The sequence below is a fragment of the Amycolatopsis magusensis genome, assembly GCF_017875555.1.
Lineage (GTDB): Bacteria > Actinomycetota > Actinomycetes > Mycobacteriales > Pseudonocardiaceae > Amycolatopsis > Amycolatopsis magusensis.
In genome coordinates, this window is sequence record NZ_JAGGMS010000001.1 from 1,212,113 (window position 1) to 1,233,970 (window position 21,858).

General features: G+C 70.7%; 22 protein-coding genes. 8 read left to right on the forward strand and 14 right to left on the reverse strand.

The window, feature by feature from the left end; genetic code table 11:
• Nucleotides 1-259: 259 nt before the first annotated feature.
• The 4 genes from JOM49_RS05810 to JOM49_RS05825 all read right to left on the reverse strand — a co-directional run bounded on the left by JOM49_RS05810 (nt 260) and on the right by JOM49_RS05825 (nt 3,836).
• Complete coding sequence (locus JOM49_RS05810) at nt 260-703, reverse strand: hypothetical protein (RefSeq protein WP_209663330.1); 444 nt, start codon at nt 701-703, stop codon at nt 260-262.
• A gap of 96 nt (nt 704-799) precedes the next feature.
• Nucleotides 800-1,471: a response regulator gene (locus JOM49_RS05815; RefSeq protein WP_209663331.1), complete on the reverse strand. Its 672-nt coding sequence runs from the start codon at nt 1,469-1,471 to the stop codon at nt 800-802.
• The gene (locus JOM49_RS05820; protein WP_308158660.1) at nt 1,468-2,625 is read right to left on the reverse strand and encodes a sensor histidine kinase; all 1,158 of its coding nucleotides are present in this window, start codon (nt 2,623-2,625) and stop codon (nt 1,468-1,470) included. The genes JOM49_RS05815 and JOM49_RS05820 overlap by 4 nt, the downstream gene beginning before the upstream one ends.
• 224 nt (nt 2,626-2,849) lie before the next feature.
• Nucleotides 2,850-3,836, reverse strand: coding sequence for a LysR family transcriptional regulator (locus tag JOM49_RS05825; protein WP_245369238.1), 987 nt, complete (start codon nt 3,834-3,836; stop codon nt 2,850-2,852).
• A gap of 161 nt (nt 3,837-3,997) precedes the next feature.
• Between JOM49_RS05825 and JOM49_RS05830 the strand changes: the two genes are divergently transcribed.
• Entirely contained in the window at nt 3,998-4,558 is a 561-nt protein-coding gene (locus JOM49_RS05830) for a hypothetical protein (protein ID WP_282772237.1), read from the forward strand.
• Between the two features lie 16 nt (nt 4,559-4,574).
• On the opposite strand, the gene JOM49_RS05835 is transcribed toward JOM49_RS05830, so the two are convergent.
• From JOM49_RS05835 to JOM49_RS05845, 3 genes are read right to left on the reverse strand one after another with little or no spacing between them, the layout of a single operon-like run.
• Entirely contained in the window at nt 4,575-5,132 is a 558-nt protein-coding gene (locus JOM49_RS05835; RefSeq protein ID WP_209663332.1) for a hypothetical protein, read from the reverse strand.
• Between the two features lie 7 nt (nt 5,133-5,139).
• On the reverse strand, nt 5,140-6,909 hold the full coding sequence (locus JOM49_RS05840) for a gamma-glutamyltransferase family protein (protein ID WP_209663333.1): 1,770 nt from the start codon (nt 6,907-6,909) through the stop codon (nt 5,140-5,142).
• A gap of 20 nt (nt 6,910-6,929) precedes the next feature.
• On the reverse strand, nt 6,930-7,499 hold the full coding sequence (locus JOM49_RS05845; RefSeq protein ID WP_209670858.1) for a TetR/AcrR family transcriptional regulator: 570 nt from the start codon (nt 7,497-7,499) through the stop codon (nt 6,930-6,932).
• A gap of 70 nt (nt 7,500-7,569) precedes the next feature.
• On the opposite strand from JOM49_RS05845, the gene JOM49_RS05850 reads away from it, so the two are divergent.
• The gene (locus JOM49_RS05850; protein WP_209663334.1) at nt 7,570-8,457 is read left to right on the forward strand and encodes a DMT family transporter; all 888 of its coding nucleotides are present in this window, start codon (nt 7,570-7,572) and stop codon (nt 8,455-8,457) included.
• On the opposite strand, the gene JOM49_RS05855 is transcribed toward JOM49_RS05850, so the two are convergent.
• Entirely contained in the window at nt 8,396-9,706 is a 1,311-nt protein-coding gene (locus JOM49_RS05855; RefSeq protein WP_209663335.1) for a UDP-glucose dehydrogenase family protein, read from the reverse strand. The genes JOM49_RS05850 and JOM49_RS05855 overlap by 62 nt on opposite strands.
• Nucleotides 9,707-9,847: 141 nt before the next feature.
• On the opposite strand from JOM49_RS05855, the gene JOM49_RS05860 reads away from it, so the two are divergent.
• Nucleotides 9,848-10,606 carry an SDR family NAD(P)-dependent oxidoreductase gene (locus tag JOM49_RS05860; protein ID WP_209663336.1) on the forward strand — a complete coding sequence of 253 codons (759 nt, stop codon included), beginning with the start codon at nt 9,848-9,850 and terminating at the stop codon, nt 10,604-10,606.
• Here the strand turns inward: JOM49_RS05860 and JOM49_RS05865 are convergent.
• The gene (locus JOM49_RS05865) at nt 10,603-12,234 is read right to left on the reverse strand and encodes a TM0106 family RecB-like putative nuclease (protein ID WP_209663337.1); all 1,632 of its coding nucleotides are present in this window, start codon (nt 12,232-12,234) and stop codon (nt 10,603-10,605) included. The genes JOM49_RS05860 and JOM49_RS05865 overlap by 4 nt on opposite strands.
• 135 nt (nt 12,235-12,369) lie before the next feature.
• Here JOM49_RS05865 and JOM49_RS05870 point away from each other — a divergent pair, with 135 nt between their 5' ends.
• Complete coding sequence (locus JOM49_RS05870) at nt 12,370-12,834, forward strand: DUF6474 family protein (RefSeq protein ID WP_209663338.1); 465 nt, start codon at nt 12,370-12,372, stop codon at nt 12,832-12,834.
• Between the two features lie 376 nt (nt 12,835-13,210).
• Here the strand turns inward: JOM49_RS05870 and JOM49_RS05875 are convergent, their stop codons facing one another.
• From JOM49_RS05875 to JOM49_RS05895, 5 genes are read right to left on the reverse strand one after another with little or no spacing between them, the layout of a single operon-like run.
• Nucleotides 13,211-14,188: a glycine betaine ABC transporter substrate-binding protein gene (locus tag JOM49_RS05875; protein WP_209663339.1), complete on the reverse strand. Its 978-nt coding sequence runs from the start codon at nt 14,186-14,188 to the stop codon at nt 13,211-13,213.
• A complete protein-coding gene (locus JOM49_RS05880; protein WP_209663340.1) occupies nt 14,185-14,967 on the reverse strand; it encodes an ABC transporter permease in 783 nt (260 codons plus the stop codon). The genes JOM49_RS05875 and JOM49_RS05880 overlap by 4 nt, the downstream gene beginning before the upstream one ends.
• A complete protein-coding gene (locus JOM49_RS05885) occupies nt 14,964-16,160 on the reverse strand; it encodes an ABC transporter ATP-binding protein (RefSeq protein WP_308158661.1) in 1,197 nt (398 codons plus the stop codon). The genes JOM49_RS05880 and JOM49_RS05885 overlap by 4 nt, the downstream gene beginning before the upstream one ends.
• Complete coding sequence (locus tag JOM49_RS05890) at nt 16,147-16,794, reverse strand: ABC transporter permease (RefSeq protein ID WP_209663341.1); 648 nt, start codon at nt 16,792-16,794, stop codon at nt 16,147-16,149. Before JOM49_RS05890 ends, JOM49_RS05885 begins: the two co-directional genes overlap by 14 nt.
• Nucleotides 16,791-18,551 (reverse strand): BCCT family transporter, encoded by a 1,761-nt coding sequence (locus JOM49_RS05895; RefSeq protein ID WP_209670860.1) that lies wholly within the window; start codon nt 18,549-18,551, stop codon nt 16,791-16,793. The genes JOM49_RS05890 and JOM49_RS05895 overlap by 4 nt, the downstream gene beginning before the upstream one ends.
• A gap of 323 nt (nt 18,552-18,874) precedes the next feature.
• On the opposite strand from JOM49_RS05895, the gene JOM49_RS05900 reads away from it, so the two are divergent.
• The 4 genes from JOM49_RS05900 (at nt 18,875) to JOM49_RS05915 (ending at nt 21,822) form a co-directional block, all read left to right on the forward strand.
• Entirely contained in the window at nt 18,875-19,426 is a 552-nt protein-coding gene (locus tag JOM49_RS05900; protein ID WP_308158662.1) for a hypothetical protein, read from the forward strand.
• A gap of 70 nt (nt 19,427-19,496) precedes the next feature.
• Nucleotides 19,497-20,267, forward strand: a complete 771-nt coding sequence (locus JOM49_RS05905) for a YcnI family copper-binding membrane protein (RefSeq protein ID WP_209663342.1) — start codon at nt 19,497-19,499, stop codon at nt 20,265-20,267.
• Nucleotides 20,264-20,803, forward strand: coding sequence for a copper resistance CopC family protein (locus JOM49_RS05910; protein ID WP_209663343.1), 540 nt, complete (start codon nt 20,264-20,266; stop codon nt 20,801-20,803). The genes JOM49_RS05905 and JOM49_RS05910 overlap by 4 nt, the downstream gene beginning before the upstream one ends.
• Nucleotides 20,800-21,822 (forward strand): CopD family protein, encoded by a 1,023-nt coding sequence (locus tag JOM49_RS05915; protein WP_209663344.1) that lies wholly within the window; start codon nt 20,800-20,802, stop codon nt 21,820-21,822. The genes JOM49_RS05910 and JOM49_RS05915 overlap by 4 nt, the downstream gene beginning before the upstream one ends.
• The last annotated feature ends 36 nt before the right edge of the window (nt 21,823-21,858 follow it).

Below are 21,858 nucleotides of genomic sequence, written 5' to 3' on the forward strand. Positions count from 1 at the left end.
TCCACACTCGTGCAACCGAACCTCACACTCAGGCAGGCGAGTGCCGCGTTCGCGAAGCTGAGATTCACCTACTCCGCCGCCGAACTCGCCTGCCTGCGCGCGAAATTCGCGTCCGCGACCGTGCGACTCGGCGACCCGAACGTCGAACTCGGCTACCTGAACGCAGAACTCGGGTGCCTGAGTGTGAGGTTCGGCTGCCGGAGTGTGGAACTCGGCTGCCGGAACGTGGAACTCGGGTGCGCGAACGTGGGGTTCGGGGTTAGGCGGCGGCGGTGGGGGTCAGGGCGTGGCGGTACCAGTCGGGCATGTGGGCGTCGTCGCGGGGGAAGTCGTGTTGTTCGGCGGCGACGTCGTGTTCGCCAAGGGGTTCCCGGAAGGCGGGTTGCCGCTCGGTGTACTGGATGCTGAACCGCTCCTCGGCGTCCAGCACGTACCGCGCGCCGAACCAGGTGCCTTCGCCTTCGCGGTACATGCCGCCCCGCAGGTCCTGGAAGCGGTGCCAGGCCTCGGTCGGCGGGTTCCACACCTCGGTCTCGCCGTCTTCCCCGGTCAGCCCGGTTCGCACGTCGATGTGGGTGCCGACCTGGCGGTATTCGATCGCCAGCTGCTGCCAGCGCGCCGGGAGCGCGGCGAGCACGGTGCTCGTCAGCTCCTCCAGCGTCTCCTGCTGCTGCTCACTGTCGAGAGACGGCCACGCGGCCATGGCGGATCGGTCCCCTCATGATCGAACTACTGTCCGAAGTGACCATATCGCTCCAATGGCGTAACCGCAGCGTTTTCAACGTGAGCTTTGTGACGTTTAGTGAGCGCTCCGTGGTTTGACCAGGCCCGACTCGTAAGCCAGCACCACGAGCTGCGCGCGGTCCCGTGCGGCGATCTTCGTCATGATGCGGCTGACGTGCGTGCGCGCGGTCGCCGAGGAGATCACCAGGTGCTCGGCGATCTCGTCGTTCGACAGCCCACCCGCGACCAGCGCCAGCACCTCGCGCTCCCGCTCGGTGATCTGGTGGATCGCCCCGGTGTCCACCTTGCGGTGCTCCGGCCGCCCGACGAACTCGGCGATCAGCCGCCGGGTCACCGTCGGCGCCAGCAGCGCTTCGCCGGACGCGATCACCTGCAGCGCGCGCAGCAGTTCGACCGGTTCGGTGTCCTTCAGCAGGAACCCGCTCGCCCCCGCGCGCAACGCCTCGTAGACGTACTCGTCCACGTCGAAAGTGGTCAGCACCAGCACCTTCACCCCCGCCAGCTCGGGGTTCGCGGTGATCCGGCGGGTGGCTTCCAACCCGTCCGTGCCGGGCATGCGGATGTCCATCACCACGATGTCCGGCCGGTGCGCGACCGCCTGCTCGACCGCCTCGGCGCCGTTGCCCGCCTCCCCGCAGACCTCGAACCCGTCCTCGGTCTCCAGCAGCACCCGGAACCCGGCCCGCACCAGTGCCTGGTCGTCGGCCAGCACCACCCGGATCGTCATTCGCCGTCCCTCCCGTCCCCGCCGACCGGCAACCGCAGCCGGACCTCGAAACCGCCGCCGTCCACCGGTCCCGCCTCGATGCTGCCGCCGAGCGCGTCGGCTCGCTCGCGCATGCCGCGCAGCCCGTTGCCGAGCCGCGGCGGTGTCGCGCCCATGCCGTCGTCCCGCACCCGCAGCTCCAGCCGCCCACCCGGCCGTCCGAAATGGATGTCCACAATGGAGGGTTGGTTGGCGTGCCGGACCACGTTGGTCAGCGACTCCTGCAGGATGCGGTAGGCCGCGCCGTCGGTGGGCGCCGGCAGGTCGCCCGGCCTGCCGTGCACCCGCACGGTCAGCCCGGCGGCGCGGGCGTGCTCGAGCAGTTCGTCCATCTGCGCCAGCCCCTGCACCGGGCCGCGTTCCTGGCCCGAGCGCAGCACCGCGAGCGTGGCCCGCAGATCCACCAGCGCCGACGCGCTCGCCTCCTTGATGTTGAGCAGCGCCTCCTTCGCCTGCTCCGGCCGCCGGTCGGCGACGTGCACGGCGACCCCGGCCTGCACGTTGATCATCGCCAGGCTGTGCGCGACCACGTCGTGCACCTCCCGCGCGATCCGCAGCCGCTCCTGCTCGGCGAGCCGCTGCTCGTGCTCACGCGCCTGGTCCTGCGCGGCCCGCGTCGCCGCCCGGCGCGCCCGGATCGCGGCCCCGATGCCGACCATCGCCACCGCGGCCCCGGCCAGCGCGCCCGAAGCGGGCGTCGGCACCGGGTTGCCGGTGGACACCACGTGGGCCACGTACAACGTGACCAGCAGCCCGCCGCCCGCGATCGCGCCCGGCAGCACCCCGCGGACCACGGTCAGCACGAACAACGCGATCGCCGAGGTCACGCTGATCGGGCCGCCGGGGTAGTCCGACCAGTAGTAGGTCACCGCCAGCGCCGAGCACAGGCCGAAGACCACGATCGGGAACCGGCGCGCGAGCAGCAGCGGCAGCACCGCGGCCACCAGCCAGCCGTACCCGAGCGCGTCCAGCGGGCGGAACGGCTCGGCCGCCGATTCCCCCTCCGACTGCCACCGCGACGCGGCCGAGGTGAACCCCACCACGAACACCAGCACCAGCCCGGTCAGGACCAGATCGGCCCAGCCCGGCCTGCATGTTCGACTCCCCGTCACCACTCCTAGGAAGCTACGGCACCGGATGGACCAGCGCGTCCGTTCAAAAGCGGCTGTTGGGTTACGACGTGTGCCGTACGCGGACCCCGCCACCAGCCCCGGCTCGGACCTCGATGACCCGCGGCGTGGCCGCACCCGGCACGCCGAATGCGTTCGTGCTGTTCATGACGATTCAGGCGCGCACTCGACCGAGGTTGACGCTATTCCCGGAGAAACTGCCGCATTCGTCATTCCCGCCATTCCGAATGCTGGAGCAGCAATGCGTCCCAGAGCAATTTCACCGCGGGTGAGGACTCACCGCGGCGGGCGAATGCGCCGACGAGCACTTCCAGTCGCGGGTCCACGTCGTTGACCACCGGAATGACGCGCAGGCCGCCGCCCTCGGGGATCCGCCCGTCACCCGCGGCTTCGCCGATGCCGCGGGTGACCAGCATGCAGCCGCGCACCAGCCCGGAGTGCAGCAGTTCGAACCCGTAGTTCAGCGTGTCGATCTCGGCGGCCACGTCCAGCTTTTCGCGGTAGCCGGAGCCGAACCAGCCACGCAGGACCTCGGCGATCAGCCCGGTCGCGGAGACCACCAGCGGCAGCGTGTGCAGTTCCCTCGCGTGCAGCACCTGGCCGGGCAGCTGGGTTTCCGGCAGGTTCGTGATCACCGACAGCCCGCTGCGGCGCCATTCCAGCACCTCGCACCCGGCGAGTTCCTCACCGCCGGAGGTGACCACGCTGCCGCACACCACGTCGGCGCGCTTGTCCGCGAGCGCGGGCAGCAGGTCCTTGGTGCGCAGGTGCAGGAAGCGCAGCTCAACGCCGAGCCGGGAAAGCTCGCCGGCGATCTTCTCGCTGACGTCGGTGACGAAGCCGAGGGTGAACCGGGTGGTGCCGACGGTCAGCGTTTCCCCGGCGCGGCGGCGGCCTTCGTCGATCTCGTCGAGCCAGTCGGTGAGCGTGCGCCGCGCGCGTTCCACCATCGCCTTGCCGGTCTCGGTGAACAGCACGTCCTGCCCGCGGCCCTGCTTGACCACCAGCGGCTCGCCGCAGAGCTCGCCGAAATTGCGATTGAGCGTGTCGAGCTGTTTCTGGATGCTGGACTGCGCGCGGCCGAGCACCCGGGCCGCACCCAGCGCTGTCCCGGTATCACGGACCGCGATCAACGTGCGCAGCTGATCCATCGTGGTGTCCAGCAACGATTGCGGACTCTGGAGCAACCGATTCATGGGGCGGAGTGTAGACCTGCGGAAACTGATCCCCGCGCCACTTCAACAAATCTGGAAATTACTTCCGACAATTGCTTCTCAAGCCCACCCGCCGCGTGCCAGTATTTCGCCCGCCGCCGGAGGCTGCCCGAGTTCCCATGTTCGTCAGGAGAAACACGCCCGTGACCCACCTGCCCTTGACCGCGGCCGAACCCGCGGCCCCGCCCCGGCGCCCGGCCACCCTGTCCGCCCTGCTGGTCACCACCGTGGTTTCCGCACTGTCCGCGGCGGCCGGCGCGGTGCTGGTCTTCGCGGGCGGCGCCGAACTGGCGGCGGAGAACGTCAGCTCGGTGTTCGACCAGCTCGCCCCCGAACTCGGCCTGCCGTCCGGCCTGAGCGCCGCCGAGGCCGAGGAGCTGTCCGGCGCGCTGTGGCAGGGAATGATCGACTCCCGCGCGAGCAGCCTCGCCGCTCGTGGCGGGTTCGCCGTCTTCCTCGCCGTGTGGCTGCTGGTCGCCGCGCTGTGCGCGAGCAAGGCGGCCACCTGGGCGCGGGTGCTGATCACCATCGGCTCCGTGCTGATGGTGCTGACGCACCTGCTGGTCATCGCCGACTACCCACCGGGCGCGGTGGGTCCGCTGGGCTGGGTCGCCGTGGCGACCGGCCTGGCCGCGGTGGTGCTGTGCTGGTTGCCCGCGAACAACCGGTACGCACGCGCCGCGAAGCTCGCTCGCCGACCCTGAGGGGGGTCGTGAGTGGTCAGGGCTGTTCCGGCGGCCCTTCCCACTCACGAGGCAGAGCGGGGCGCAGGTCGGGCCGGGTCGCCGCATAGCGGTAGGCCCGGTCCTTCGCTGTCCACGGCACCGGGGCCGAAATGGTCAGCACCCGCCGGGCCCGGCGCAGTTCGCCCGGCGTGTGCAGCAGCCGGAGGTCGTTGCCCAGCACTTCGGCGAAGGCCTCCGGCGCGGTGTCCTCGTCCACGAACAGGTCCGTCCACAGCGATTCCAGGATCGCCTCCGGCGGCTTCGGCGCCTCCAGCCGAAGCCGGTAGTTCGCCCAGAACTCGCCGGTGAGCGACGGATCGAGCGCCCGCCGGATCTCCACCGTCACCGGGTACGCGTCGAGCAGGTCGAGCAGCCCGAAGCCGAGCAGCAGCCGCGCGTAGGGGTTCAGATAGGGCTCTTCGAGCAGTTCCCGCGCCCATTCGTGGGCGACCTCGTCCGCGCTGAGCACTTCACCGCGCGCGAGCCACACGCCGTCGTCCTCGACCACGTCCCGATCGGCGAGCCAGGCCCGCACCCGTTCGACCGCGTCCACCGGCCGGTCAGCGCCCCACGGCGTAACCCTGCATCCCGCGCGGGTTCGCGGCCGCTCGCAGTACGCCGTTTTCGTTGGATACCGCGGAAAGCCGGCCCAGGCCCCACGCACCACCGTCGGTGACCTCGTGCCCCCAGGACCGCAGCTGGTCCACAGTGGACTGACCGAGCCGCGACTCCACCACGATCTCCCGCGGCGTCCACGAACGCGGGTAGAACGAGCTGGGGAACGCGGTGGTGTGCCACGCCGGGGTGTCGATGCTCTCCTGCAGGTTCAGCCCGCCGAGGGTGTGCGCCAGCCAGAAGCACAGCTGCCACTGGTCCTGCTGGTCGCCACCCGGGGTGCCGAAGGCGATCCGCGGCACGCCGTCACGCAGCGCCATCGACGGCGACAGCGTGATGCGCGGGCGCTTGCGCGGCGCCAGCGAGTTCGGCAGGCCCTGCTCGAGCCAGAACATCTGCCCGCGCGAGTCGAGGCAGAAGCCCAGTTCGGGGATCGCCGGGCTGGACTGCAGCCAGCCGCCGGACGGGGTCGCCGAGACCAGGTTGCCGAACCGGTCGGCGACGTCGATGTGCACGGTGTCGCCGCGGGTCTCGCCGGTCGGCATGACCGTCGGCTCGCCGACCGCGCCGACGGCGGCGGTCACGTCACGCAGGGAATCGAGGATCTTGGGCAGCTTCGGCGTACGCCCACCCGGTGAACCGGGGCGCAGTTCGCCGCTGGCCTCGTCACCGATCAGCTCGCGGCGCCGATCGGCGTATTCGCGGGAGAGCAGGTCGTCCAGCGGGACGTCGGTGTCGCCGTACCAGGCCTCCCGGTCGGCGAAGGCCAGCTTCGCCGCCTCGACGGCCAGGTGCACCGTGCGCGCGGTGGCCTTTCCGTCTACATAGGACAGTTCGTCGCGCAGGCCGTCCAGCAGGAGCACCTGCTGCGCCAGCGCGGGCCCCTGGGTCCAGCCACCGGCCTTGACCAGGCTCCAGCCGTCGAGGTCGACCACCACGGCGTCTTCGTAGGTCGCTTCCCAGTTGGCCAGGTCGTCGCCGGTGAGCAGCCCGACGTGGTCACGGCCCGAGTCGTCGCGGAAGGCGTTGCGGGAGAACGCGTCCACGTGCTCGGCGACGAAACCCTGCGACCACGCGCGCCGGGCGGCGTCGATCTGCGCTTCGCGGCCGCTGACCGCCTCGGCCTCTTCGAGCAGCCGCGTCCAGGTGCGCGCCAGGGTCGGGTTGCGGTGCACGCCCTTGGCCGACTTGCCGTCCGGCAGCCAGATCTCCGCCGAGGTCGGCCAGTGGTCGGTGAACAGCTCCGCCACCAGGTCGATCGTCGCGCTCACGCGGTCGACCAGCGGCACGCCGTTTTCGGCGTACGAAATCGCGTACCCGAGCACCTCGCGCAGCGTCTTGGTGCCGTGGTCGCGCAGGAGCAGCAGCCAGCCGTCCCAGGCGCCGGGCACGGTCGCCGGCAGCAGCCCGCTGCCGGGGATCAGGTCGAGGCCCAGGTCGGCGAAGTGCCCGGGCGTCGCGGCCGCGGGCGAGGGCCCCTGCGCGGCGAGCACGCGCGGGGTCGGGTCGCCCGCGGTGGTGAACAGCGCCGGGACCTGGCCGGCCGGGCCGCACAGGTGCGGTTCGGCGACCTGGAGCACGAAGCCCGCCGCGACCGCCGCGTCGAAGGCGTTGCCGCCGCTTTCGAGCACCGCCATCCCGGTGGCCGAGCCGAGCCAGTGTGTCGACGCCACCATGCCGTATGTGCCGGTCAGCTCCGGCCGAGTCGTGAACACAGGCCCGATAGTACGCGTTGCTAACGGTTTTGCTCAGCCTCGATCAGGCCCGCGGCGACCTGCTTCGCCGCCCGGACCGCGTCCGGCACCAGCTTCAGCGAGTCGGCGACGGTCGCGCCTTCGAGCAGGATCAGCAGCTCGTCGGCCAGCTTCGAGGACAGTTCCGCACGCGCGGCCAGGTCACGCAGGAGGTCGTGCAGCCACCGCTTCTGCTCGGCGATCGCCTGCCGCCCGGGGTGGTCGCCGTCGGGCAGTTCGGCGTGCGCGTTGACGAAGGCGCAGCCGCGCGGGTTCATCGAGCGCATCCAGCGGTCCAGCGCTTCGAAGACGAGCAGCAGGCCCTCGGCGGGCGGCGCGTCACCGACCACGGCGTACACGTGCGCCCGCCACCGCTCGTCGCGTCGCCGCAGGTAGTGGCCGATCAGCGCGTCCTTCGAGCCGAACCGGTCGTACAGGGTCTTCTTCGTGACGCCGGACTCGCCCGCGATCAGGTCCACGCCGACCGCGTGGATGCCCCTGGCGTAGAAGAGCTCTTCGGCGACTTCGAGCACGCGCTCGGCCGCCGGGGTCAGTTTCACCGCAGCCACGATTTGACAGTACACCGATCTGTCTACCACCCTCGTTGAGGTAAACCGTTCTGTTTACTTCCGGGAGGCGTGCATGCGGATCGGGTTCGTGCTGATGTGGAGCTCCGGTTTCGTCGGGGCCGCGCTCGCCGCCGGGACCGCGGGCAGCCTGACCACGCTGGCGTGGCGGTGCCTGGTCGCGGCGGTGCTGATCGGCGGCTGGTGGTGGCTGACCAGACGGCGGGCGCTGAGCTTCGCCGAGATCCGGCTCCAGGTGGGCATCGGCCTGCTGTCCCAGTGCGTCTACCTGTTCGGCGTCTTCTGGTCGGTCGGCCTCGGCGTGCCGAGCGGCACGGCCGCGCTGATCGCCGCGCTGCAGCCGATCGTGGCCACCGTGCTCAGCCAGTTCGTGCTCGGCGAACGCGCGTCGGCCGCCCAGTGGGCCGGGCTGGGGATCGGGCTGGGCGGGGTCGCGCTGGTGGTCGGCGGCGATCTTTCCGGTGGTGACGCACCCGCGATCGCCTACGCGCTGCCGGTGCTCTCGATGCTCGGCCTGGTCGCCGGGACCTTGATCGAACGCCGGGCCGACGGCCGCACCCCAGTAGCGGATAGCTTGACCATCCAATGCCTGACCAGCGCGGTCGTGTTCACCGCGCTGGCCGCCATCACCGGGCAGCTGGTGCCGCCGGGCAACGGTTCGTTCTGGCTTGCCATCGCCTGGCTGGTGCTGCTGTCCACCTTCGGCGGTTACGGCTTCTACTGGCTGAACCTGCGGCGCAGCTCGGTGACCTCGGTGTCCAGCCTGCTCTACCTGACCCCGCCGACCACCATGCTCGTCGCGTTCCTGTTCTTCGACGAGACCCTCGACGTGCGTGGCCTGCTGGGCGTGGCGGTCTGCGCGCTCGCGGTGTTCCTGGTGCTCAGGAAACAGCGGTCCTCGGAAACAGTGCCTCCCGAGCGCGGCCGATGCCCTGCCAGCTGAGCCCGGCGTCGAGCACCCGCCGCGGTTCGAGCAGGTTGCGCGTGTCCACCACGGCGTCGCCGTCCATCAGCTCGGCCAGGTAGACCCAGTCCAGCCTGCGGAATTCGTCCCACTCGGTGAGCACCACGACCGCGTCCGCGCCCTTGGCCACCTGGTACGGGTCGTCCACCACGACCATGCCGGGCAGCTCGCCGCCGACGGCCGGGTCGTAGGCGGTCAGCTCGGCGCCGTGTGCGGCGAGCACCGACGCGACCGCCAGCGCGGGCGAGTCGCGCAGGTCGTTCGTGCCCGCCTTGAAGGCCAGGCCGAGCAGGCCGATCCGGGCCCCGGCGAGCGAACCGCCGACCGCGCCGGCGATCTTCGCGATGATCCGGTCGCGCTGGGCCACGTTCTCGTCGATCGCCGCCCGCAGCAGGCCGAACTCGAACCCGGCGGCCTCGGCGATCCGGGTCAGCGCGTGGGTGTCCTTCGGCAGGCAGGACCCGCCCCAGCCGGGACCGGGCTTGAGGAACGAGCGGCCGATGCGCCGGTCGTGGCCCATGCCCTCGGTGACCGCCTCGATGTCGGCGCCGAGCCGCTCGCACAGCTCGGCGATCGCGTTGACGTAGGACAGCTTGGTGGCCAGGAAGCAGTTCGCCGCGTACTTGACCAGCTCCGCGCTGGCGGCGTCGGTGACCACGCTCGGCGCGGCCAGTTCGTCGTAGAGCCCGGCCACCCAGTGCGCGGCGGCCAGGTCGTCCGAGCCGACCACGATGCGGTCCGGGTGCAGGAAATCGGCCACCGCGGTGCCCTCGCGCAGGAACTCCGGGTTGGACACCACCGGCACGTCCGACCGGCCGAGCAGCTCGCGGATCCGCCGCGAGGTGCCCACCGGCACGGTCGACTTGGTGATCAGCGCGCAGCCCGGCGGGATGACGTCGCCGATCTCGGCGGTCACCGCCTCCACCGCGCGCAGGTCGGCCGCGCCACCCGCGCCCATCGGCGTCGGCACGCACAGGAAGACGCCGTCGGCCCCGGCGGCCGCGGTCCGCGCGCCCACCACGAAGGACAGCCGCCCGCTGGTCAGCCCGCGGCCGACCAGCTCGGCCAGTCCGGGTTCGAGGATGTCCACCCGCCCGGCGGCGAGCCGGGCCACCTTCGCCGCGTCCACGTCGACGCAGGTCACCTGATGACCGATCGACGCCAGGCAGGCGCCCGTGGTCAGTCCTACGTATCCGGTCCCCACCACCACGATCCGAGCTGGACTCATGCGCTGAAGGTGACAGCCGGAGTTGACCGCGAAACCAACAGCAGCGAACACACCCGCGTACTCCGGCGGACGGGTGGGGTCGACGGCTGCGAACGAGCGTTAACCTGGTGCCGTACTCGGGTTAGAAGGGACACCGCAGACATGCAGATCACCGACACCGCGGCCGTGGTCACCGGGGGCGCGTCCGGGCTCGGCGGCGCGACCGCCCAGGCGCTGGCGGCCGGGGGCGCGAAAGTTTTCGCGCTCGACCTCGCCCCGTCGATCGCGAAGGCGGACCAGGTCGACGGCATCACCTACGTCGAGGCCGACGTGACCGACCCGGAGCAGGTCCGCGCCGCCGTGGCGCAGGCCGCGGGCGCCGGCGCGCCGCTGCGCGTGGTGGTGAACTGCGCCGGCGTCGGGCCGTCCGCGCGGATCCTGTCCAAGAAGGGCCCGCACGACCTCGACCTGTTCCGCAAGGTCGTGGAGATCAACCTGATCGGCACGTTCAACGTGGTCACCGTGGCCGCCGAGGCGATCGCGAAGACCGAGCCGCTGGCCGACGACGCGCGCGGGGTGATCATCAACACCGCCTCGGTCGCCGCCTTCGACGGGCAGATCGGGCAGGCCGCCTACGCCGCGTCCAAGGGCGGGATCGTCGGGCTGAACCTCTCCGCCGCGCGTGACCTCGCCTCGCACGGCATCCGCGTGATGACCATCGCGCCGGGCATCATCGACACCCCGATGCTGGCCACGGTCAGCGAGGACTTCCGCGCCGGGCTGGCCGCCGGGGTGCCGTTCCCGAAGCGGCTGGGGCAGCCGGAGGAGTACGCCAAGCTGGCGCTGTCGATCATCGACCACGACTACCTCAACGGCGAGGTCATCCGGATGGACGGCTCGCTGCGGATGGCGCCGCGCTAGAGGTCACCCATGTAGGGCACGTTCTGCGCTTCGTCGGTCATCCAGCGGCGGAGCGTGAACGTGGCCAGCACGTCGTCCTCGTTGTACCGCAGGATGCGTTCGGCCTGCTCGGGGCGCGGTTCGTCGCCGTCGAGGCCGACCGCGTCCCGGTACCAGCGCATCGAGGCCTCGCCGCTGGCCTCCGGGTCGCGCCAGCTGAACCCGGCCACCGGGGCGATCACCTTGAGGCCCTTGCCGTGTGAGCAGAGGAACTGGTCGGAGACCAGCTGGAACAGGTCCACCCACTCGTCGGAGTCCACAAAGGACTGGATTTCCGAGCGCGGCGGGATGCCGTCCTCCCCGGCGAAGCGCTTGACCGTGCCGAAGAGCCAGCGGTTCTCGGCGAGGGCGTTGTAGCAGTAGGCGCGGAAGGTCAGCCCGGCCTTCTCGGTGCGCTGGCGCACTTCGGTGAGCCAGCCCCAGAACTCGGCGAACGAACGCGCCTCGTCCGTGGTCGGCAACGGCTCCCAGGTGGCGAAGGCGTGGTAGCCGGGGCGCACGCCGATGTCCGCGCCGGAGAGCAGGCAGCCCCACAGGTAGGCGCCGGAATCGCCGAAGCTCTCCATGTCCACGTCGACCTCGACGTCGGCGCGCGGCACCTCGATCCGGTCGACCTTGCGCACCACGTTCAGGTCCGCGAGCCAGGCCCTGGCCAGCATCACCGAGTTGCCGAAGGACTCCCCGGTCAACGGCACCGGCGGGCCCTCGGCCGGGTCCAGCGCGGCCAGCTTGTCCACAGTGGACACCCCGGCGCGGCGCAGCTCCACACCGTCCTCGCCACGCACCACCAGGCTGACGTCCCTGGCCGCGAGCAGCTGGTCACCGCAGATCGGCCACCACTGGCAGTGGCGGCATTCGAGCACGCGCGACGGCTCCGCCAGCGGCTCGTCCCCGGCGGCGGCCGCCTTCGCCACGGCGAGCCGATCGGCGAAGCGGACGTCGTACTCGTCGAGCGCGCCCCGGCCGCCGGGCCAGGTGGGGGCGGTGAGGTCGTGCCAGAGCACCACGTCCGCGTCGAGGCCGATCACTCCGCCGAGCGCCCGCGGGTCGGCGAGGCCGAGCTTCTGCAGCATGCGACGGATGTGCGCCAGGCGCAGCTGGTCACGCGGGTGAGAGCGGACCTTGCGCGCCGGGTCGGGGGTGGCGTTGTCCGGGTCGAGGTCGGTGAGCCCGGTGGTCATCGCGCCTTCGCCGCGGTCGGTGATGCGGTGGCGCACCACGAGCACCGGGACGTACCCGGCGGCCGTGCGCACCAGCACCTCGACCCCGCCGCGGCGGCCGCCATCGTGGTCGACCGGCAGCAGCGCACCCCAGATGAACGGGGCTTTCGTGGCCAGCGCGGATTCGGTGAGCGCGGCCCGATCCGGCACGGGCAGCTCACGCGGCACGCTTGCCCAGCCCTCGCCGGTGGCCGCGATCAGCCGGCGGGCGATGTCCTCGCGGTGCGCGGCGGCGTCGGCGATGCGCTGCGCGGCGGACGGGTCCTGCGGGGCGCGGGGTACCTCGCGCATGCCCGGGTCGTGGTCGAGGTGCACCCGACGACGGCAGCGGGTGACCGCTCCCGCGTCCAGCAACACCTCGTGGTCCATCCCCCTACTCTAGGTCGCGGGTACGACAAAAGATCACTCGCCGTCGATGTCGGGTTAGCGCGTGCCGAAGTGCTCCGATCGTGGGCGGGCAGTAAGTTCACCGTGGACGCCGGTGGGCACGGAAGGTGACGCGCGATGGGCCGCAAGAAGATCGAGAAAGAAGCCGAAGGGCTGTTCACCCCGAAGAAGGCCCGCAACGCCCTCGCCGTGGCGAAGGTGGTCGGGCCCGCGGTGATCCCGGTGGTGGCCCCGTTCGCCGTGCGCGCGGCCGGTGCCGCCAGGGACGCCTACGACCGGCACCAGGCACGCAAACTCGGCATCGACGTCGACCGGCTGGGCGAGTTCACCGGCCGGGGCGCCCGGCTGCACGCACGCATCGCCGGCGTCGGCGAAGGCCTGGACGACCTGCGCACCTCACCGCACGCCTCGGCCGAGGACACCAAGTTCGCGGACCGGGCCGCCGGAACCCTGCACCAGCTGGCCGCCTCCGTCCGGGCCGCCGAACGCATGCCGACTTCGCGGCGCAAAGCCGCCCACCGAGCCGTCGGCAGCGAACTGGACCACCTCGAGGGCCAACTCCTCCACCGCCTAGGCATCTGACCCCACCCCGAACCCCACGTTCGCGACACTGAATCCCACACTCACGCACCCGAACCCCACGTCCGCGCGCCCGAGTTCTGCATTCCCGCAGCCGAACCGCACACTCAGGCACCCGAATCTCACGTTCGCGAAGCTGAATCCCACACTCGCGCGTGGCGAATGAGCGGGCGCCCTCCGGCGTACGCATGGTGACCTTGCCCCAACGCGAAGCGTGGACGTGTAGTTCACGCTCCCGAATGCGGAACTCGGCTGCACGAACGTGGAGTTCAGCTGCCTGAGTGTGTAGTTCGGGTGCCTGAGTGTGTAGTTCGGGTGTTTGACGGCGTGGGGGTGGAATGTGGCTTTGGGGGTGGGCCAAAGCCACATTCGTGGGGGGTCAGCCGGCGGTTACGAAGCCTTTTTCGACCATCCAGTCCCGGGCGACGGCGCCGGCGTCCTGGCCGTCGATGTCCACCTTCTTGCCCAGCTGGATCATCTGGTCGTTGGTCAGTTCCGCGGCCACCGGCCGCAGGACGTCGGCGACCTCCGGGTGGGCGTTCAGCCAGTCCTGCCGCAGCGTCGGGCAGACGTTGTACTGCGGGAAGAACTTCCTGTCGTCCTCCAGCACCGTCAGGTTCAGCCCGGCGATCCGGCCGTCGGTGGTGAAGACCTCGCCGAAGCGGCAGGTCTCGTTGGCGATCGAGGCGTAGATCGCCCCGGTGCCGAACTGCTTGACCTCCGTGGTCGGGAAGTCGTACAGCTTCTGCACCCCGGGCAGGCCGTCCTGCCTGCTGGCGAACTCCGTTTCCACGCAGAACACCGCTTCCTGCGGGTTCTGCTTCAGGTAGTTCGTCATGTCCGTGGTGGTCTTCAGGTTGTGCTGCTGCGCGAACGCCGCCGTGGTGGCGAAGGCGTAGGTGTTGTTCACCGGCGAGTAGTCCAGCCAGCTGATCCCGTTGAGTTCGAGGTCGGCCTTGCGCACCGCCTCGTACTGCTCCCGCTCGTCCGGGATCGGGTCGGTGTTGCCCAGGTAGTTGATCCACCCGGTACCGGTGTACTCCCAGGTCACGTCGATCTCACCGGCCAGCAGCGCCTGCCGCGCGTTCGTCGAGCCCTTGATGTCGGACAGGTCGGTGACGTCCATCCCGGCCGCCGAAAGCGCCAGTTCGGCCATGTAGGCCAGCACGATGTTCTCGGTGAAGTCCTTCGAGCCGACCGTGACGTCCACACCGGACAGTGCGGGCACCGCCTTGATCGAGCCCGGCCCGACCGCGAACGGCAGTGCGGCGTTGGTCTCCAGCCCGCACGCGCTCACCGACAAGGCCAGCACGGCGGCACCCAGTGCCGCGGTGATCTTGCGGATCCGGCGGTTCATCGCAGCCCTTTCGGTCCCAGGTATTGCTCGGCGACGGCGCCGAGCCAGTCCACGATCAGCGCCGTGCCGACCGCCAGCACCGCGCCCACCACGATCACGCGGTTGAGCTGCAGCTTGTAGCCGGTGTCGATGAGCACGCCGAACCCGCCGCCGTTGACGAAGACCGCCAGCGTCGCGGTACCGACCGCGAGCACCAGCGAGGTCCGCAGCCCGGCGAGGATCAGCGGCACGGCCAGCGGCAGTTCGATGCGCCGCAGGACCGCCGACGACGACATGCCGATGCCGCGCCCGGCGTCGATCAGCGCCGGGTCCACCTGCTGCAACCCGACCATGGTGTTCCGCAGCACCGGGAGCAGCGAGTAGAAGGCCAGCGGGATGGAGACCACCCACAGTCCCTCCCAGCCGGTCCACAGGAAGAACAGCACCAGCACACCCAGCGCCGGCGCGGCCTGCCCGATGTTCGCGATGGCCAGGAACACCGGCGCGGCCGGTTTCGCCCAGCGCCGGGTCAGCGCGACGCCCAGCGGGACCGCGATGACCACCACCATGGCGGTGACCACCACGGTGATCAGCAGGTGCTGGCCGAGCGTGGACAGCAGCGTGCTCGCGTTCAGCGTCTTCAGCTCGTTCGGCTTCAGCTCGCTGGAGAACACCCACGCCAGCACCGCGCCGACGACCACGACGACCACCAGCGGCTGCGCGAACAACCGCACCCGCTCCGCGCGCGCCGAGCCCGATTCGGTGGTGAAGCCCGAGGTGTCGGTCTGCGCCGTGGTCATGCGTCGTCCCCGTGCTCGGCCCGCAACTGCCGGACCGTCTCCATCACGGTCTCGATGTCGACGCCGCCGACGTACTCCCCGCGCGTCCCGGTGACCACCGCGCGGCCGCCTTCGGTGAGGATGGCTTCGAGCGCGTCCTGCAGGGTCGACTGGGTGCTCACCGAGTCGTTGATCGGGCGGGCGACCGCGGCCAGCGTGCTCGCCGAAGCCAGGTCACGCACGTGCACCCAGCTCAGCGGGCGGCGCCGGTCGTCGAGCACCAGGCCGTAGGTCTTGCGCGCGTCGGTGAGCCGCTTGCGCACGTCGGCGGGCGATTCGCCGTGCGTGACGGTGATCAGGCCCTCGTCGCTGTAGTCGATGTCCCGCACGCGCAGCAGGGTCAGCTGCTTGAGCGAGGCACCGGCGCCGACGAAGCCGGCCACCGTGTCGTTCGCCGGGTTCGCCAGAATCGCGTCCGGGGTGTCGTACTGCAGGATCGTCGAGCGGTCGCCGAGCACGGCGATCTTGTCGCCGAGCTTGACCGCCTCGCTGAAGTCGTGCGTGACGAACACGATCGTCTTCTTCAGCTCGGTCTGCAGCCGCAGCAGCTCGTCCTGCAGGTTGCCGCGGGTGATCGGGTCGACCGCGCCGAACGGCTCGTCCATCAGCAGCACCGGCGGGTCCGCGGCCAGCGCGCGGGCCACCCCGACGCGCTGCTGCTGCCCACCGGAGAGCTGGCGGGGGAACCGGTCGCGGAACTGGCCGGGGTCGAGCCCGACCAGGTCCATCATCTCCTCGACCCGGTTGGCCACCTTCTGCTTGTCCCAGCCGAGCAGGCCGGGCACCACGGCGATGTTCTGCGCCACGGTGAAGTGCGGGAACAGCCCGGCCTGCTGGATGGCGTAGCCGATCTTGCGGCGGAGCTGGTCCGGGTTGAGCGAGAGCGCGTCCTCGCCGCCGATGGTGATCTTGCCGGAGCTGGGCTCGATCAGCCGGTTGATCATCCGCATGGTGGTGGTCTTGCCGCAGCCCGACGGCCCGACGAAGATCACGATCTTCCCGGCGGGCACCACCATGGAGAAGTCCTCCACCGCCGGGTGCTGCTGCCCGGGGTAGCGCTTGCTCACCTGCTCGAGCTGGATCTCCACCCCGGAGACCTCTTCGCCGTTCGCGACGGCGGTCGCCGACGTTGCCACGTTCTCAGCCACGGACACCCCTTGAGATGGTGAAACGGGAGATCAGGAAGTACACGCCCTCGAGGAGCAGCGCGAGGATGACCACGCCGATCGTGCCGACCAGCGCCTCGTTGACCGCGTTGGCGCTGCCCGCGCGGACCAGGCCGGAGAACACCTCGTCACCGAGGCCGGGCCCCTTGGCGTAGGCCGCGATCACCGCGATGCCCATGAGCATCTGGGTGGCGACCCGCATCCCGGCCAGGATGGCGGGCCAGGCGAGCCGCAGCTCGACCCTGGTCAGCACCCCGACGCGGCTCATGCCGATGCCCTTGGCCGCGTCGGCGATGGCCGGGTCGACCCCGGCCAGCCCGACGATCGTGTTGCGCACGATCGGCAGCAGCGCGTAGAGCACCAGGGCGATCACCGTCGGCTCGGTGCCGAGGCCGACCACCGGGATCAGGAGGCCGAGCAGCGCGAACGACGGGATCGTCAGGATCGCGCTGGCCAGCGCGGTGGCCACGGCCGAGCCGACCGGGGAGCGGTAGACCGCCACCCCGATCAGCACGCCGAGCACCGCGGCGATGATCGTGCACTGCACGACCGCGCTCACGTGCAACCACGCCTCGAGCGAGATCCGATCCCACCGGTCGGCGACGAATTCGAAGAGGTTCACGGCCGGCGGCCCTTGAGCAGCCGCCGCCGGGGCTTGGTGTCCCCGTTGGTGCGTTCCTCGTGGATCTGTTCCAGCGACCTCATCATCTCGTTCTCCCGCAGTACCAGGGGATCATGGCGCAGGTCACGCCACACGGCGACACACAGACCGATCATCACCACCACGAACGGCACGGCGATCAGGATCGTCAGGTTCTGCAACCCCTTCAGGCCGTCGTTCCCGCCGACCAGCAGCATCACCGCGGCGACCGCGCCCATCAGCACGCCCCAGAAGATGACCACGTTCTTCTTCGGGTGCACCGATCCGCGTTGCGACAGGGTGCCCATCACCACCGACGCGGCGTCCGCGCCGGAGACGAAGAAGATCGACACCAGCACCATCACCAGTATCGCGATCGGGATGAACCACGGCAGCGTCTCCAGCAGTTCGAAGGTCGCCGACTGCTCGGTGCCCGCCCCGGCGATGTCCACGCCGTTCTGCTGGCGGTCGATCGCCGCGCCACCGAAGATGGCGAACCAGATGAGGCTCACCACGCTCGGCACCGCGATCACGCCGATGATGAACTGGCGGATGGTGCGCCCGCGCGAGATGCGCGCGATGAACATGCCGACGAACGGCGTCCACGAGATCCACCAGGCCCAGTAGAAGACCGTCCAGCCGGACAGCCAGGTCTGCATCTCCTCGCCACCGGTGGCCCCGGTCCGGCCGGACATCTCGGCCAGCTCGCGGAAGTAGTCCCCGATCGCGCCGGGCACCAGGTTGAAGATCAGCACGGTCGGGCCGACCACCAGCACGAACAGCGCCAGCACCGCGGCCAGCACCATGTTGATGTTGGACAGCCACTGGATGCCCTTGGCCACCCCGGACACCGCCGAGGCGATGAACGCGATGGTCAGGATGGCGATGATCGCCACCAGCACGACCTTGCCGGGGTTGTCGATCCAGCCGACCGCGCCGAGCCCGCCGCCGACCTGCAGGGCGCCGAGGCCCAGCGAAGCGGCCGAACCGAACAGCGTGGCGAAGATCGCCATCACGTCGATCGCCTTGCCCAGCGGGCCTTCCGTGCGGCGCTTGCCGAGCAGCGGCGCGAACACCGAGCTGATCAGCTGGCTGCGGCCCTTGCGGAAGGTGCTGTAGGCGATCGCCAGGCCGACCACGGCGTAGATCGCCCACGGGTGGACGGTCCAGTGGAACAGCGTGGTCGCCATCGCGGTGTGCACGGCCTCGTCGGAGCCGGCCGCGGCGGTACCCGGCGGCGGGCTCGCGAGGTGCGAAACCGGTTCGTAGACACCGAAGAACATCAGTCCGATGCCCATTCCGGCGCTGAACATCATGGCGATCCAGGACGAGGTCCGGAATTCCGGCTTCTCCTTGTCCTGGCCGAGCGGAATGCGGCCGTAACGACTGATGGCCAGGCACACGGCGAACAACACGAATCCGGAGGCGGTGAGCACGAATGCCCAGCCGCCATAGGGAATCACCGCTTTGTTGAGCAGTGTCTTGGCGACCGAGGCCAGGCTCGACGGGGATCCGACACCCCAGGCGATGATGGCGATGGCGAGCACCGCGGCGACGCCGAAGACCACCTTGTCGGTCTCGGCTGGTCTGTCCGCGGCGAGTTCGAGTGGAACGTGCTCCTCTGGTGTGTGCCCTGCGCCGGTGGTGTCCGGCGCGTTCGCGAGATCGGTGTGCTCCGCGCTGTGCGCGCCCCCGACCTCGCCTTCGCCTGGCTTGCCGTCCTGCGGACCCGTAGTCATACGCACGCGCCGACGAATCGGCGCGACCTCCTTCCGACCCGGTGGTAACCCGTTTGGTGCAGCACCCTAACCCGTACCCCGTACGCGGCGTGCCCCGAATCGCTGACCGGGTCAAGCCGCCATTGGGTGCGCTTACATTTGCGGATCACCCCGGAATCGGCAAGCACGGACCCGCGTCAATCGGAACGCGATTTATCCCCGCACCCGGTGCCACCTGGGACAATCACGATTTCCCCCCACTTTCGCGCGAAGTCGCCGATACACTGCGTTCAACAGCCGGGACGGGCTTCGCCGCAGGTGGGAGCGTCCCATACGCTGGTCTGGTGAGCCGGATCCGCAGTGAGCACAGCGCGTTACGCGTCGTGCGCGGGACGTTGCTCGCCTCGACTTCGGCGGCCCTCGCGGTGACCGCCCACGGGCTGGCCGACGGCGCCATGCCCAGCCCCTCGCTCACCCTCCTGCTGACTGCCCTGATCGGGTGGACCTCCACCGCGCTGGCGGACCGCACGAAGGGGCTCCCCGGCATCCTGCTGGTGCTGGGCCCGGCGCAGGTGGTGATGCACTTCGTGCTCACCGAACTGAGCGGGCACACGTCCGTCCACAGTGGCGGCGGTGTGCTCGAAGGCACCCTGCCGATGACCGCCGCGCACGCGCTCGCGGTGCTCGGCACGGCGGTGCTGCTGGCCCGCGCCGAGTCGCTGCTGGCGGTCGTGGTGGCGAGCCTTCGACTGCTGCTGCCGGTGGTCTGGACCGCGGTCCCGGTGCGCGGCGGGCCCGTGCGGCCGGTGACCGTCCACCCCGAACTCTCCGCCGGGGCGATCCCGGTGTTCCTGCGCACCGTGCTCGGCCGCCGCGGTCCGCCCGTCGCCGCCTGAACCTTCCTTGCCGGACCGCGTAGGCACTGTCACGGTCCTTACGAACCCCCTTGTTCAGGAGCGAATTTTCATGTCGACAAAGCGATTCATCCAGCGTGCCACCGTGCTCGCGGGCGTGGCCGGGCTCACCGGCCTGATGGGTGCCGGGCTCGCCTCGGCGCACGTCACCGCGGACTACTACGGGCAGGAGCCGCAGAAGGGCGGCCGCGGCCTGATCGTGCTGCGCGTGCCCAACGAGGAGACCGACGCCGGCACCACCAAGGTCGAGGTCGCCTTCCCCGCCGAGTACGGCATCACCTCGGCCAGGACCAAGCCGGTGCCCGGCTGGACCGCCGAGATCACCAAGGCCACGCTGCCCACGCCGGTGAAGAACGGCAAGGGCGCCGACGTCGCCGAGGTGATCAGCAAGATCACCTGGACCGCGCAGGACGGCAACAAGATCGCCGCCGGATCCGCGGAATACCAGGAGTTCGAGTTCAACGCCTCGACCCTTCCGTCCACTGTGGACACCCTGGTGCTGCCGGCCACGCAGACCTACGAGAGCGGCAAGGTGGTCGCGTGGGACGCGCCGCCGCCCCCCGAAGGCGGCGAGGAGCCGGAGCACCCGGCGCCGACGATCAAGCTGGCCGCGGCGAGCAGCGGTGGCGACCACGGGCACGAAGCCACCGCGGCGGCCTCGGGTGAGCAGGCGTCCGGGCACAACGAGGCGTCGGCCTCCGCGGGCACCGACAACACCGCGCGCTGGCTCGGCGGGGCCGGTCTCGCGGTCGGCGCGCTCGGCCTCGGGGTCGGCGCCGGCGCGACCATCCGCGCCCGGAAGTCGGGGAAGGCGAGCTCGTGAGGCGCGTCCTGGTCGCGCTGCTGACCGCGACGGCGTTGCTCGGCCTGGCCTCCCCGGCGCTGGCGCACAACGTGCTGGTGTCGTCCGACCCGGCCAAGGGCGCGTCGCTGCAGGAAGGCCCCCAGCGCGTGACGCTGACCTTCGACCAGTACGTGCAGGCGGCCGACGTGAACCAAGTCGCGGTCACCGGGCCCGACGGCTCGCAGTGGGCCGAGGGCACGGTCGAGGTCAAGGGCAACGTGGTCACCGCGCCGCTGCGCCCGCTCGGCCCGGCCGGTGAGTACACGCTGGGCTTCCGCATCCTGTCCGCGGACGGGCACGCGGTGAGCGACGAGATCAAGTTCACCCTGGCCAAGGCGGGCACCGGCACCCCGGCGGCCGCCGACGCCGCGCGCTCCGGCGGCACCGGCGGCGGCGCGGCCGACAGCGACTCCGGCGGCGTGCCGCTGTGGGTGTGGATCGCCGGCGCGGTCGTGCTGCTCGCGCTGGGCCTGGTGTTCGCGCTGCGAGCGGGTAAGGAACCGACGAAGTCATGACGCAGGCCGAGACCACCTCGCCGGTCCGCTATTCCACGCTGGTCTGCGTGGTCACCGCCGCACTGGTGGGCGCGCTGATCGGCGTGGCCCTGTCGGCGACCGCGCCGATCCCCGGGGTGACCGAGGTCAGCGAGGTGGTCTCGGTGGCCATCCCGATCGTGCGGGTGCTGCTGGACATCGCGGCGGTCGCCACGATCGGGCTGTCGCTGCTGTCGGTGCTGGTCGGCTACGACCGGCCGAAGCTGACCGAACCGATCCTGCGGCTGGCCCGGCCGGCGGCGGTGGCTTCCGCGCTGGTCTGGTCGGCGACCGCGTTCGTCGCGCTGGTGCTGCAGACCGCGGAGTTCCGCCCGGGTGCCGAAACCATCGGCGCCGGGGACGTGTGGGACTACATCGTGCAGATCGGCGCCGGGAAGGCGCTGCTCGTGGTCGGCGTGCTGGCGCTGGTGCACGCCGGGCTCGGGGTGCTGGCGCTGCGGCACGGGGAGAAGGTGCCCGCCGAGGTGCGGGTCGGGCTGGGCCTGTTCGCGCTGCTGCCGCTGCCGGTCACCGGGCACGCGTCGAACTGGGACTACCACGACTACACGATGATCTCGATGGAGCTGCACGTGATGAGCGCCGTCGCCTGGACCGGCGGCCTCGGCGCGATGACGGTGCTATTGATCGGGAACCGGACCCTGCTCGCGCACGCGCTGCCGCGGTTCTCGAAGCTGGCCACCTTCTGCCTGCTCCTCTCGGCGGCGACCGGCCTGTTCAACGGCATCGTCGAGATCAACCTGAACCCGACGATGGACCTGCTCACCGGCCTGTTCACCACGCCGTACGGGCAACTGGTGGTGCTGAAACTGGTGTGCACCGGCGTCATCGCCGCGCTCGGCGCCCACGTCCGCTGGCGGCTGATGCCGAAGATCATGCGCCACGAACGCACCGCCCTGGCCCTGTGGGCAACGCTGGAACTCACGGTGATGGGCCTGGCCTTCGGCTTCGCGGTGGTCCTGACCCGAGCCCCAGTCGCCTGACCAACTGCCGAGCCCCGGCAACCCACCCGAATACAA